Annotated in this window: 9 protein-coding genes; 3 read left to right on the top strand and 6 right to left on the bottom strand. The window is 70.2% G+C overall.

Annotated elements, in window-relative coordinates; genetic code table 11:
• Positions 1–5: 5 nt before the first annotated feature.
• The 5 genes from BM199_RS27215 to BM199_RS27195 form a co-directional block, all read right to left on the bottom strand.
• Positions 6–1,019, bottom strand: a complete 1,014-nt coding sequence (locus BM199_RS27215) for a DUF58 domain-containing protein (RefSeq protein WP_091677292.1) — start codon at positions 1,017–1,019, stop codon at positions 6–8.
• Positions 1,020–1,032: 13 nt separating this feature from the next.
• Positions 1,033–2,118: an AAA family ATPase gene (locus BM199_RS27210; RefSeq protein WP_425425601.1), complete on the bottom strand. Its 1,086-nt coding sequence runs from the start codon at positions 2,116–2,118 to the stop codon at positions 1,033–1,035.
• A gap of 111 nt (positions 2,119–2,229) precedes the next feature.
• Positions 2,230–2,829 (bottom strand): molybdenum cofactor guanylyltransferase, encoded by a 600-nt coding sequence (gene mobA, locus BM199_RS27205; protein ID WP_091677290.1) that lies wholly within the window; start codon positions 2,827–2,829, stop codon positions 2,230–2,232.
• A 9-nt stretch (positions 2,830–2,838) separates the two neighbouring features.
• Positions 2,839–3,501, bottom strand: coding sequence for an enoyl-CoA hydratase/isomerase family protein (locus BM199_RS27200; protein WP_091677287.1), 663 nt, complete (start codon positions 3,499–3,501; stop codon positions 2,839–2,841).
• Positions 3,502–3,503: 2 nt separating this feature from the next.
• Entirely contained in the window at positions 3,504–4,181 is a 678-nt protein-coding gene (locus tag BM199_RS27195; RefSeq protein WP_091677284.1) for a TetR/AcrR family transcriptional regulator, read from the bottom strand.
• Positions 4,182–4,470: 289 nt separating this feature from the next.
• On the opposite strand from BM199_RS27195, the gene BM199_RS27190 reads away from it, so the two are divergent.
• Positions 4,471–10,035, top strand: a complete 5,565-nt coding sequence (locus BM199_RS27190; protein ID WP_091677282.1) for an ATP-binding protein — start codon at positions 4,471–4,473, stop codon at positions 10,033–10,035.
• A 126-nt stretch (positions 10,036–10,161) separates the two neighbouring features.
• On the opposite strand, the gene BM199_RS27185 is transcribed toward BM199_RS27190, so the two are convergent.
• Complete coding sequence (locus BM199_RS27185; protein WP_091677279.1) at positions 10,162–11,523, bottom strand: NlpC/P60 family protein; 1,362 nt, start codon at positions 11,521–11,523, stop codon at positions 10,162–10,164.
• A gap of 289 nt (positions 11,524–11,812) precedes the next feature.
• Here BM199_RS27185 and BM199_RS27180 point away from each other — a divergent pair, with 289 nt between their 5' ends.
• Together BM199_RS27180 and BM199_RS27175 are read left to right on the top strand one after the other, a co-directional pair.
• The gene (locus BM199_RS27180; protein WP_091677277.1) at positions 11,813–12,304 is read left to right on the top strand and encodes a hypothetical protein; all 492 of its coding nucleotides are present in this window, start codon (positions 11,813–11,815) and stop codon (positions 12,302–12,304) included.
• Positions 12,301–13,803 carry a flagellar basal body-associated FliL family protein gene (locus BM199_RS27175; RefSeq protein WP_245788775.1) on the top strand — a complete coding sequence of 501 codons (1,503 nt, stop codon included), beginning with the start codon at positions 12,301–12,303 and terminating at the stop codon, positions 13,801–13,803. The genes BM199_RS27180 and BM199_RS27175 overlap by 4 nt, the downstream gene beginning before the upstream one ends.
• The last annotated feature ends 130 nt before the right edge of the window (positions 13,804–13,933 follow it).

Here is a 13,933-nt window from a genome sequence, read left to right as displayed (position 1 = left end):
CATCCTCACCGGCCACCCCCCGACCAGCCGCGCTTGCGCGCCACGACGAACCGGACCATGTCGGCGATCCAGTCGGAGTCGGTGCGCAGCACCAGATGTCCCGCTCCCGCACGGCGCAGGCCCGCCGCCACCTCCTCGCGGTGCGCCCTGGCCGCGGCGCCGAACTCCTTGCGCAGTAGCGCCGAGGCGTGCACCTCTCGCTGCTTGCCGGTTTCCGGGTCGGCGAGCACCACGGTGCCCACGTCGGGCAGGTCCACGTCCCGTGGGTCGAGCACCTCGATCGCCACCAGTTCGTGCCGGGCCGAGAGGGCCCGCAGCGGACGCTGCCACTCCATGTCCCCGAGGAAGTCCGAAATCACCACGGCGAGACCGCGCCTGCGCGGCGGCCTGCGAAGTTGCTCGACGGCCCCCGCCAGGTCGCCTCTGGTTCCCTCGGCGGCCCTTGGTGTCTCGGCGATCTTGCGGACGAGGCCGCGCGCGTGCTGCAGACCCCCCATCGGCGGTAACCGCGTCGTGGTGGCCCCTGTCGAGACCAGTGCCCCCAGGCGGTTGCCCCCACCGCCGGTGAGATGCGCGATGGCCGCGACCGCGCAGACGACCAGGTCCCGCTTCTCGCAATAGGCGGTGCCGAAGTCCAGGCTCGCCGACAGGTCCGCGACCACCCAGGTCTCCAGTTCCCGATCCGCGACGGTCTCCCTGATATGCGGCACGGTTGTGCGGGCGGTGACCGCCCAGTCCATCCGGCGTACGTCATCGCCGGGCTGGTACGGCCTTGCCTCCCCCGGCTCGGAGCCCGGTCCTGGGACCAGGCCGAGGTGGTTGCCCTGCAGCAGTCCGTCCAGCCTGCGCCGCACCTCCAGCTCCAGCGTGCGCAGACCGGCTTCCAGCCGGTCGCCGCGCAGGATCGGCGGAGCCCAGTCCGGCCGCGCGTTCGCCTCGGCCTGCTTCGGGGTCTCACCGTGTGCCGACCGGCGATGCGGGAATCGAGGACCGCCGTCGGCGTCGCTTGTGCCACCCATGGATCGCGTTTCGCTACCTGCCCGGCACGCCCGCGCCGACCGGCTGGCCGCCCCCCTGCGGGCGGGCCGACACCTGCGGCAACGGCACGGTCTGCAGCACCCTGGTGATGATGTGGTCCAGCGGGACGCCATCGGCGAGCGCGTCGTAGGAGAGCACCAGCCGGTGCCGTAGCACATCGGGTACGACGTCGACTACGTCCTGGGGCAGGACGTAGTCGCGGCCGCGGACCAGTGCGAGGGCACGCGCCGCGGCGATGATGCCGAGGCTGGCCCTCGGTGAGGCGCCGTAGGACACCCAGCCCGCCACGTCGGCGAGCCCGTGCTCGGCTGGGGTGCGGGTGGTGAGAACCAGCCGGACCACGTAGTCGACCAGCGCGTGGTGCACGAACACCTGTGACGCCACGCCCTGCAGCCTGGTCAGTTCGGCAGGCGTGAGGACCTCGTGCGGCTCCGGCGGGGCGACCCCCATCCGGTAGACGATCTCGCGCTCCTCCTCGGCCGAGGGATACTCGACGATGATCTTGAACAGGAAGCGGTCCCGCTGGGCTTCGGGCAGCGGGTACACGCCCTCGTTCTCGATCGGGTTCTGGGTGGCGAGCACCAGGAACGGGTCCGGCATCGGGAAGGTCTGCCCACCGATGGAGACGTGCCGTTCCGCCATCACCTCGAGCATCGCGGACTGGACCTTCGCGGGAGCCCGGTTGATCTCGTCCGCGAGCACGAAGTTCGCCACGACGGGACCGAGTTCGACGTCGAACTTCTCGCTGGTCTGACGGTACATCCGGGTGCCGAGGATATCGGCGGGCACAAGGTCCGGTGTGAACTGCACACGGGAGAAGCTGCCGCCGACGACGCGCGCGAAGGTCTCGACGGCGAGTGTCTTCGCCACACCGGGAACACCTTCGATCAGCAGGTGCCCCTTGGCCAGCAGCCCCACCAGCATCCGTTCGACCAGCCGGTCCTGCCCGACGATTATCCGCTTCACCTCGAAGACGGTGCGTTCGAGCAACTGCGCGTCGTTGGCTGGTGTGCCGGGTTGTCCGCCGGTCGTCCCGTCGGAGTAGCCGGGCTCGGTCACGGTGCCTCCTACCTGCTGCATGATCACCTGCGCCGTGCGACCGTACCCGTCCCCAGCGGCACGGCCATGAGCGGCCAGAGTAGGGACAGCCAACCGGATGCGCAGTGTGACGGCTGTGAAGGTGCTGCCTGGTCAGTCGTCGGCGCGGGCACCGCGCCGGGCTCGGTCGAGATCGGCGGGCGTGTCCACGTCGAACGTCTCGCCCCGCAGCGCTGGGACCTCCACGATGGACAGTCCGCCGAGAACGCGGCGCAACGCCGCACCCGACGGCCGCGCGGGCAGCGCGGCCCGCAGTGCGACCGGGCGCCACACCCCCGCCAGCCACTGCCTGCGACCGTCCTCGTCCACGAGCAGTGCGCCGTCGCCCGCCCCGAGTGCCGCGCGCAGTCGGCGGACGGTCGACGCGGTCACCCCGAGGAGGTCGCCGGCCAGGACGGCGACCTCGGTGGCACCGGGCGGGACGCACTCCAGTCCCGTGGCGAGCGCGGCGACCGGCCCCCCACCCGGCGGGTCCTCCCTGGTCCACCGCACGCCGGGGAACCCCGCTCGTTCGGGACCGACCACGATCACCGGGTCCGCGGGCCCGACAGCGGCGAGCACACCGTGCAGCAGCGTCCGCCCGCCGACCTCGATCATGGGCTTGTCGAGGCCGGCGAGTCTGCGTGCTCCGCCACCGGCGAGCACGATCGCCGCGAGGCCCTCGGCCGCCGCGGGTTCGACCGGACTGTTCATCACACAGTTCTACCCGGCCGTACCACGCAACGCGGCAACGGCTGAGGCGAACATGGTGGACTTGATGGCTTCCAGCGTGCCCTTGTCCTTACCGGCCAGCCCGCGAACGCGATCACCGGCGCGGTCCACCAGTTCGGACTCGTCGGCGATGTCGTCCACCAGGCCGAGGTCCCTGGCCTCTCCTCCGCCGAACCGCCTGCCGGTGGTCATCGAGGCGACCGCGGCCGCGGGAGTCGTCTTGCTCTGGATGAGCGCGGCCATTCCCTGGGTGAACGGGATGTTGATATCGACCTCGGGAAAGCAGAAGTATCCCCGGTCCGCCCGCATCACCCGGAAGTCGTGGGCCATGGCGAGCATGGCTCCCGCGCCGAACGCGTGCCCGTTGAGCGCGGCGGCCGTGGGCACGGGGAAGGTGAGCACGCGGGCGAACAGTTCGTGGACCTCGGCGATGTACTGCTCGGCCTGGTCACCGTGGGCCATCAGCCACTCGAGGTCCAGTCCGTTGGAGAAGAACTTTCCGTGTCCCGTCGTCACGAGCACGGACGGGTTCGGGGCGTCCTCGACGGTGTCCAGCAGGGAATGCACGGTCTTGAGCCATTCGGGGGAGAAACGGTTCTCGTCCGCTCCGAGGTCGAGCACGGACACGGAATCGTGATGCTGCAGTGCGGGCACGTTCAGTCCTTTGTGTTGGGTGAGTTCCGGCGGGTAAGGGAGGGCGGCGGTGCGACGGTGAGTACCGCGCGCACGGCCGCCGCGAGACGCTCGCGCGTGGGTGCGTCGACCGGCGACGCCCCCTCGGCAACGGGACCGGTCAGCGCGCGGCGGAACAACGCGGTCGGCAGGTCCACCACGCAGGTGGTCAGGACCTCGACCGCGGCGCCGTCCCGCCTGCCCCACACCAGGTCCGTCAATCGGACCAGCAAGGCCACCAGCCGGGTGTCGAGGGCGATCAGCGAGTCGGCGAGGTCGGCGGGCAGTTGCGGGCCGAGCAGCGTGTCCCGCTTCACCGTGAGCAGCATCCTGGCCGCGGCGGGACGTCGCTCGGCGAACACGGCGGGGGCGTCGGCGGCCGCCACCACGGCGGCGACGGCGGTGTGGGGATTCGCGGACCGGCCGTCGAGTGCCCTTTCCGCCAGTTCGGCCTGCAGATCGAGGAAGGCGGTGGCCGCCCGCAGCCACACCTGCCCGAGCAACGTGGCGATCGAACCGAACGCGTGGTAGATCGTGCCGTTCGGCACGCCGGCCGCCGCGGACAGGGCGCGCACGGTGACCTGCTCCGCGCCGGCGTCCGCGACCAGCCGCTCAGCGGTGTCGAGCAGTCTCTCCAGGTCATGGACACGGGGCCGGGGCATGACCTGGACAGTAACAGAGCAGCTGCTCCAGAAAACCTGCGCCCACGATCCGGCGGTGCACACGCGGCGAAACGGCGGGTTTTGTGGCAGACCTTGCGGGAAACGCCGACCCGCCACTGTGGCCCAGGTCGCTTTTGTGGGGTTCCCACAACACAGTGGCTCCGGCATGCGCGGGGCACGACATTGGTGTACCCACCGGTAATCGAGCAAGGTGTACGTCAGGTACAGGCGACGCTGGCGAGGCCCCGGGCGTCGCCTTCTGTGCGTGGGGACTTGGGAGGCTCAGCCGGTGTTCAGTCGTGTTGCCATCGTCAACCGTGGAGAGGCCGCGATGCGGCTCATCCATGCCGTCCGGGACATCTCGGCGGAAACCGGGACGCGGATCGAGACCGTCGCCCTCTACACGGACGCCGACCGCAACGCGACCTTCGTCCGCGAGGCGGACATCACGTACCCACTGGGCCCCGCCTCGGCCCGGCCGTACCTCGATCACGCAGTGCTCGAACAGGCGCTGGTGGACACCGGGGCCGACGCCGCGTGGGTGGGCTGGGGCTTCGTCGCCGAGGACCCGGCCTTCGCCGAACTGTGCGAGAAGATCGGCGTCACCTTCGTCGGGCCGAGCGCGGAGGCGATGCGCAGGCTCGGCGACAAGATCGGCTCCAAACTGATCGCCGAGGAGGTTGGCGTCCCGGTCGCGCCATGGAGCCGCGGCGAAGTGGCCAGCCTCGCCGACGCGCTGCGGGCCGGCGACGAGATCGGCTACCCGCTCATGCTCAAGGCGACCGCGGGCGGTGGCGGGCGCGGCATCCGGAAGGTCACGTCGGCCGAGGACCTGGGCGATGCCTACGAACGCACCAGCCAGGAGGCACTGCGCGCCTTCGGCTCCGGCGTCGTCTTCCTGGAACGCCTGGTGACTGGCGCCCGGCACGTCGAGGTCCAGGTCATCGCCGACGGACAGGGCACCGCCTGGGCACTGGGCGTCCGTGACTGCTCGGTGCAGCGGCGCAACCAGAAGATCATCGAGGAGTCCGCCTCCCCCGTTCTGGAACCGGAGCAGGTCGCGGAACTGAAGGCGTCGGCCGAGCGGCTCGCCGTGGCCGTCGGCTACCGCGGCGCCTGCACCGTCGAGTTCCTCTACCACCCTGGCGAGAAGCTGTTCGCCTTCCTCGAGGTCAACACCCGGTTGCAGGTTGAGCACCCGATCACCGAGATCACCACCGGCACCGACCTGGTCCGGCTGCAACTCCACGTGGCGAACGGCGGAAAACTCGAAGGCACCCAGCCGGCCGAGACAGGCCACGCGGTCGAGGCCCGGCTCAACGCGGAGGACCCGGACCGCGACTTCGCCCCCTCCCCCGGTCGCATCGCCCGGCTGGCGCTGCCCGCGGGGCCGGGTATCCGCGTCGACACCGGCGTCAGCGAGGGCGACAGCATCCCGGCCGACTTCGACTCCATGATCGCGAAGATCATCGCCTACGGGCGCGACCGGGACGAGGCACTGGGCAGGCTGCGCCGCGCGATGGCCGAGACCACCGTGATCATCGAGGGTGGCGCGACCAACAAGAGCTTCGTGCTCGACCTGCTCGAGCAGCCGGAGGTGATCGACGCGAGCGCCGACACCGGCTGGATCGACCGCGTCCGCGCCGAAGGCGGACTGGTCAGCCATCGGCACTCCGCCGTCGCACTCGCGGCTGCCGCGATCGAGGCCTACCAGGACGAGGAGGAGGTCGCCCGGCAGCGGCTGCTGTCCACCGCGCGGGGCGGGCGCCCGCAGGTGCGGCACGACACCGGCCGCCCGCTGAACCTCAAGCTGCGTGGCATCGGCTACCGCGTGAACGTCGCCCGCGTCGGGCAGAAACGCTTCCGCGTCTGCATCACCGCGGGCGGCCCGGACGCAGTGGACGCTGTGACCTCGGCGGACGTCGAGGTCGAACGGTTCGACGCGCACAGCGGTCAGATCGTGGTCAACGGGCACCGCTTCCGGCTGGTGTCGGCCACGCACGGACCGATCCACCTGGTCGAGGTCGACGGCGTCACCCACCGGATCAGCCTCGACGAGGGCGGCGTCGTCCGCTCCCCCGCGCCGGCGCTGGTGGTGGCGACGCCGCTGTCGATCGGGGACGAGGTGGAGTCGGGCGCGCCGATCCTGGTGCTGGAGAGCATGAAGATGGAGACGGTGCTGCGCGCGCCGTTCCGTGCGCGGGTACGGGAATGTCCCGTGTCGGTGGGCAGCCAGGTGGGGACCGGCGCGCCGGTGATGCGCCTGGAGCCCCTCGCTGCCGAGAAGGACGCAGCAGACACGGCAGCCGGCGCGGAAACCGCGGGCACCGCGTCCGTCGCTGAGACCGTCCGGATCGACCTGCCTGCCGAGCCCGCGGACGTGTCGGCGGCCGAGCGCGCCGAGCGCGGCCTGCAGGACCTGCGCAGCCTGCTGCTGGGCTTCGACGTCGACCCGCAGGACCGCAGGCGCGTGCTGTCCGGGTACCTGGCCGCACGGGCCGAACTCGGTGGCAGGCAACTACCGGGTGAACTGGACCTGCTGACGGTGTTCGCCGACCTGTCGGAACTGAGCCGCAACAAGCCAGGCGGCGAACTGGAAGTCGAACCCGGCAACCCGGTGCACAGCCCGCGTGAGTACTTCCACAGCTATCTGCAGAGCCTCGACGTCGAACGTGCGGGTCTCCCCGAAGGCTTCCAGGCCAAGCTGAAGCGAGCGCTGGGACACTACGGTGTCGACGATCTCGACCGCACCCCGGAACTGGAGTCCGCGGTCTTTCGGATCTTCCTGGCGCAACAGCGCATGTCGACCGACGTCGCGGTGGTGTCGGAACTGCTGCGGCAGTGGCTGGCCGGGGCGCCGCCGCTCGAGGCGCTCAGCGAACGCGCCGGACTCACCCTCGAGCATCTGATCGAGGCCACACAGGTGCGTTTCCCCGCGGTGTCGGACCTCGCCCGCGGCGTGGTGTTCCGCTGGTTCGCCCAGCCGCTGCTGCGCCGCAACCGCGCCAAGGTCTACGCCTCGGTCCGGCAGGATCTGCGTTATCTGGACCGCGATCCGGACGCACCGGACCGCGCCGAGCGGATTCAGGCCATGGTGGCAAGTTCGGAACCGCTGGTCCGGCTGATCGGGCAGCGGATCGGACGGACGGACTCCGACCACGCGCCGCTGCTGGAAGTGCTGACCCGCCGCTACTACGGCAACCGCGGGCTGTCCGAGGTCACCACGCACGAGACCGCGGGCTGCCGATTCGTCGCCGCCGAGCACATCGGCTCCGGCGGCGTTACGCGCGTCGTCACCACGGCCGTCGACATCGGCGCCCTTCCCGCGGCCGTCGGGGCGGTCGGCACGTTCGCCACCGCCGACACGGAGCGCGAGCTGGTCGCGGACCTCTACGTCACGTGGGAGGACCAGCCGGACGCCGACACGATGGCGGTACGGCTCGGCGAGCTCATGGCCGCGCACCCGCTGCCCGCTGGCGTCCGCCGGATCACCACGACCGTCGCAGGCACCAGCGGCGCGGTGATGCACCACCACTTCACCTTCCGCCGCGACGACGCCGGCTTCGCCGAGGACCGGCTGATCCGCGGTCTGCACCCGCAGATCGCCGGCCGCCTGCAGCTGCAGCGACTGCGCGAGTTCGATCTCACCCGGTTGCCGTCCGCGGACGAGGAGATCTACCTGTTCAAAGCCGTGGCGCGCAGCAACCCGGCCGATGAGCGGCTGATCGCGATGGGGCAGGTCCGCGACCTCACCCCGCTGCGTGAGACCGACGGCAGACTGGTCGCGCTGCCCGCGGTGGAGGACGCGATCACGACCTGCCTGGACGCGATCCGCAACATCCAGGCGCAGCGACCGCAGAACAAGCGGTTCGACACAAACCGGATCATGATGTACGTCTGGCCGTCGACCGAGTTGACCCCCGACGAGCTCAACACGCTGGTCCAGCGCATCCTGCCGACCACCGCGGGCGCCGGGTTGGAGGAGGTCCAGTTCCTGGCCCGCCAGCGCACCGCGACGGGCGAGCTGACCGAGGTCGCGGTCCGGATCACCCTGGATCCGGGCAACGGCGCGCGCGTGCATGTCGGCGAGCCGTCGACGGAGCCGGTCGAACCGCTCAACGACTATCGCCAGAAGGTGCTGCGCGCGGCCCGGCGCGGGAACGTCTATCCCTACGAGCTGACCGAGTTGCTCGCCGGGCCGGAAGGCCGCTTCGTCGAGCACGATCTCCCCGAGAGCGCCGACGCACCCTCGGCGGCGAGTACCTCGGGCGTCGGGACGCTGGTGCCGGTGGACCGGCCGAAGGGCAGGAACACCGCCGCGATCGTCGCCGGCGTGGTCACCACACCAACCGAACGCCACCCCGAGGGAGTCACCCGCGTGGTGCTGCTCGGTGACCCGACCAAGGCGCTCGGTGCGCTGTCGGAGCCGGAGTGCTCGCGGGTGATCGCCGCCCTCGACCTCGCCGAGCGGATGGACGTCCCGCTGGAGTGGTTCGCGTTGTCAGCCGGTGCGCGGATCTCGATGTCGTCGGGCACGGAGAACATGGACTGGGTCGCGGCGGCGCTCAAGCGGATCGTCACGTTCACCCAGAACGGCGGCGAGATCAACATCGTGGTCGCGGGGATCAACGTCGGCGCCCAGCCGTACTGGAACGCCGAGGCGACGATGCTCATGCACACCAAGGGAATCCTGGTCATGACACCGGACTCCGCGATGGTGCTCACCGGCAAGCAGTCACTGGACTTCTCCGGCGGGGTCTCGGCCGAGGACAACTTCGGCATCGGCGGCTACGACCGCGTGATGGGGCCGAACGGCCAGGCACAGTACTGGGCACCCAGCCTGCCTGCCGCCCGCGACGTGCTGATGCGGCACTACGACCACACCTACGTCGCCCCCGGGGAGACGGCACCGCGGAAGGCGGTCACGAACGACCCGCCCGACCGCGACGTCTCCGAGTTCCCGCACGCGGTCGTCGGCAGTGACTTCACCCGCGTCGGCGAGATCTTCTCCGCGGAACACAACCCGGACCGCAAGAAACCGTTCGACATCCGAACGGTGATGCGTGCCCTTTCCGACCAGGACCACCCGATCCTGGAGCGGTGGGCCGGGATGGCCGACGCCGACACCTCGGCCGTGCAGGACGTGCACATCGGTGGCTGGCCGATCTGCCTTGTCGGGATCGAGTCCCGCTCGGTGCCGCGGCGCGGGTTCCCGCCGAGCGACGGGCCGGACACCTACACCGCGGGCACGCTGTTCCCCCGCTCCTCGAAGAAGACCGCGCGGGCGATCAACGCGGCGTCCGGCAACCGGCCGCTGGTCGTGCTGGCGAACCTGTCCGGGTTCGACGGTTCACCGGAGTCGATGCGCAAGCTCCAGCTGGAGTACGGGGCGGAGATCGGCCGGGCGATCGTCAACTTCGACGGCCCGATCGTCTTCTGCGTGATCTCCCGCTACCACGGCGGGGCGTTCGTGGTGTTCTCCAAGGCACTCAACCCGAACATGACCGTGCTGGCCCTGGAGGGCTCGTTCGCCTCGGTGCTCGGCGGCGCGCCCGCCGCTGCCGTGGTGTTCTCCGGCGAGGTGAACAACCGCACGGCGACCGACCCTCGGGTGACCGAGCTGCAGGCGCAGGTGTCGGCGGCCAGTGGCGCCGAGCGGGCGGCGCGCAGCGCCCGCCTCGCCGAGCTCCAGTCGAGCGTCCGGTCGGAGAAGCTCGGCGAGGTCGCCGCGGAGTTCGACCAGGTGCACAGCATCCAGCGGGCGGTCGAAGTCGGCTCGGTGGACGCGATCATCAGCGCGGCCGAGCTGCGGCCACGGATCATCGATGCCATCGAACAGGGCATGAAGCGCTGACACCGAGCGGTGCGGTGGTGAGGCGGAGAAGGGCGGGGCGGCCGGGATGTGGTGCTCTGCCACTTCACGATGTCGCTGGACGGCTTCGTCGGCCTCAGCCACCGCACCGGCGAGGGCCCGGTGCGGTCAGCCGATCAGCCGGGTCGCGTAGGGCATGATGCCGCCGTAGCGCACCGGCACGACCCGCACTCGTAGCCCGGACTGGGGGGCCTCGATCATCTGCCCGTTGCCGAGGTACAGCGCCACGTGGTGAATCCGGCCCCCGTTGTAGCCCCAGAACAGCATGTCCCCACGCCGCGCCTGGGAAAGCGGCACCTTCCGACCCGAGTTGTACTGGTAGCCGCTGTAGTGCGGCAGGGACTTGACTCCGGCGAACGCGTAGATCATCAGCCCCGAACAGTCGAAGCCGATCTTCCGGTAGTCGCCGTGCTGGTCGGCCACTCCCCCGTCGCGAATGCCGCGGGTCGGCCCGGACGCGTTGCCACCACCCCAGGCGTAGATGACTCCCAGCTGGGACATGGCGCGCGCCACGACGGTCTCGATCCCGGCACCCGACGGTGCGGACGGCCTGCTTCGCGGTGGCGCACCGCCCCCGCTGCTACCGCTCGCGGAGGACGCCGCCGCGAGCGCGGCCTTTCGCGCCCGCTCCGCCTCCTCGGCACGTTTCTGCGCCTGCCAGTCCTCATAGCGCTGCCGCTGCCCCTCAAGGCCGTTCACCCTGGACTGCGCGGCGTAGAGCTGGCGCTCGACAGCGTCCTTCTCGGCCTCGACCTCGGCGGTGCGCGCGGCCTGGCTCTGTTGCGCCGCGACCGCGGCCTCCTGGGCGGCGTCGGCGGCTTCCTTCGCCTGCTCCGCCTCGGCCCGCATCTGCTCGGCGATCTCCAGCGCCTTGCGCGCGGCGGCGTCCTTGTTCGACTTCGTGACGCGCGCCCGTTGCATGCTGCCGAGCGCGTCCATCTGGCTGCCACTGACAGCGTCGAGCAACTGCGCCCGGTCGAGCAGGTCCTTCGGGCTCTCCGAACCGAGGTAGGCCGACATCGAGCCGATGGTGCTGCCCTGCTGGTAGCTGCCCGCCACGAAGTTGTCCAGATCCGCGCGCAAGCGCTCGATCGCCGCGGCGGCCGCGTCCGAGGCCGAACGTGCGGCGGTGGCCTCCCGCTCCGCCTGCGTGGCCTCGTCCTGGGCCGTGCGCATGTCGACGAGGGCCTTGTTGGCCTCCTCCATCTTCAGCTCGACCTCAGCGCGCAGATTCGACAACCGCGACTCCGCCTCCGCGAGCTGGTTGGTGAGCTGCCCGACGGCTCCGGCCTTGGAGTTCGCGGCGTTGCGGCTCGCCTCCAGTTCCGAGTCACTCGGGTTCGGCGGGGGCGGCGGAACGGCCACCGCGGTGCCCGAACCCGCGGCGATGGCGCAGGCCACCAGCAGCACGAGGGCACCGGAAGTCCAACGGTCGCCTCTTGAAGCCCTGCGCTGCTCACTCGGCCTCATCCGCACAGCTCCACCTCCCGTGACTCCTGCCTCCGGACCAGCCCGCTACCGCCAGATGAGTGGTCCCGCTGACGCGAACGGCCTAAGCATTCGAACTGACTGTGCCACTACTGCCTCATCATTACCAAGCGCAACATGGGAAACTTGCTCACCTTGGGCCACAATTCCCCATTCCGGGGGATGGCAATGCCGCTTGGGTCCGCAATATGACGTGTCCGAGAAGGGCGAACCGGGCGGCCTCGGCGCACGTCCAACCCCCGTCCCGACCACAAACTCCGGGGAGCGGCGAATGCGATCCACCTCACCAGCCCGGCCTACCAGCCGTTATCTGCTCGCCGTGCTCACCTCGGCCGGCCTTGCCGTGACCGTTCTCGGCAGCTTCCTGCCGTGGTTGCGGTCGGGAAATGTGACCCGCAACAGCTATGAATCCGCAGGTCTGGCGGATCATTTCGCACTCGTCGACAACGATTTTCTCGTCGTCACGCTGCGTACGTGGATCGCGATTCCCGCGCTCGGCGCGCTCTGTGTCGCACTGATCGCGGTGCGTCTCGATCGAAGTGCGGGAGTGCTCACACTGGCCGTCTCCGCACTCGCGGGAACCCCGGCGGGGATACTGACCGTCCAAGCATCCGACCCGGCCGGACTGGTGGGCATCGCACCGGCGGGTCCGATCACCAGCCTTGCGGGTTCGATCATTGCCCTGATCGGCGCGCTCGGCATTCTCGTGGTCGCCGGACGCACCCGCGGCCCAGCAGACGGAAGAGCAGGTACACGCACGTGACGAACCCAGGACCGGGCGGCCAGTGGCCCCATCAGGGAGACCCTCAGCAAGGGGGTTACCAGCAGCCGGGAGGTGGCCAGTACGGTGCGGCGCCGCAGCAGCCGCACCACGGACACCAGCAGTACCCGCAACAGCCGTATCCGGCTCAGCCGTATCCGCAGCAGCCGTACGGGACACAGCAGTTCCCCCAGGGGCAGCAGTTCCCCCAGGGGCAGCAGCCGTACGGCCCACAGGGTCCCTGGGGCCCGGGGGCACCGCAGGCCCCCAAGGGCAGGCGCGGGCTGGTGATCGGCCTGGTCGTCGCACTGGTCGTCGCGCTCGGCGCCGGAGCGACCTGGTTCGCGGTCTCCCAGACGAACTCGGTGGCGTCCGGGGCGGGCACTCCCGCCGAAGCGGCGGAAAAGCTGGCCGGCTCGCTCGGCAACGGTGATGTGGTCGGCCTGCTGAGCACGCTGGTCCCGGCCGAGGCGGCGTTGTTCACCGATCCGCTCGAGGAGACCACTGCGGAGCTCAAGCGGATCGGAATCCTCGACGAGTCCGCCGACCCGTCCCAGCTCACCGGTATCCGTCTGGAGACCACGGATCTGGTCTTCGACAGCGGCCAGGAGGAGCGGGTCAACGACCATCTCACGATAACCAAGCTGACCGGCGGCACGGTGACCGTGACCGCGGACCTGAGCACGGTTCCGCTGTCCGACGAGTTCATCGACGCGGCGCTGAGCCGCTCCGAGCAGGCCGAACTGGAGCAGGGACCGCGGACCGAGACCGTCGACATCGCCGACTTCGTCCGCAACACCGGCGAGCCGATCCGGATCGCCACGGTCAAGGCGGACGACGAGTGGTATCCCAGTCTGCTCTACACGATGGCGGACTACGCGCTCCTCGAGGAGCGCATCCCCTGGCCCGCCGAGTCGATTCCGGCGAACGGCGCCGCGTCCCCGGACGAGGCGGTAAGGGAGACACTGCAGGCAGGCCTCAACGCCGACGTCCGCAGGGTGATCGAACTCCTTCCGCCGGACGAGATGGGTGTGCTGCACGACGCGGGTCCGGCCATCCTCGACGCGATCGGCACGGATCCCGAGCCGACCGGTGTGACGGTCAAGCGGCTGGAGACCGAGAACACCGAGGTCGCAGGGGCCACCAGGGCCACGATCACCACACTGGAAATGACCAAGAACCGCGGTGCGAGCACGCTGACCCTGACCAAGAACGGCGAGTGTTACGAACTGGACATCGACGGCGACACGCAGCGGCTGTGCGCCGACGAACTCACGTCCCTGATCAGCAAGGAGTCCGACGCCGAACTGCCGCCCGAGGCCGTGCAGATGCTGAGCAATCTCGGCAAGGGACTGCTCGACCAGGGGCTCGGCGTGGTCACCACCGAGGTGGACGGAAAGCACTACGTGAGCCCGGTGCGCACCTTCACGGAGCTGGGTATGACGGTACTGCGCAGCCTCCAGCCCGAGGACTTCCAAGCGATGCTGCGGATGGCGAACTGAGCCGAGGAAACCGGCAGAACGGTGATCGACGTCGCACCGCGGCCGGTGCCGCGTGTCCCCCTTGATGTAAAAAAAGGACACGCGTACTGTTTTGGGTATCCGGCGAGATCCACGAGCCCACGTCTGCACA

This window comes from Amycolatopsis marina (assembly GCF_900111885.1).
In the GTDB taxonomy this organism is placed as follows: domain Bacteria; phylum Actinomycetota; class Actinomycetes; order Mycobacteriales; family Pseudonocardiaceae; genus Amycolatopsis; species Amycolatopsis marina.
This window is presented reverse-complemented; position numbering and strand designations above follow the sequence as displayed.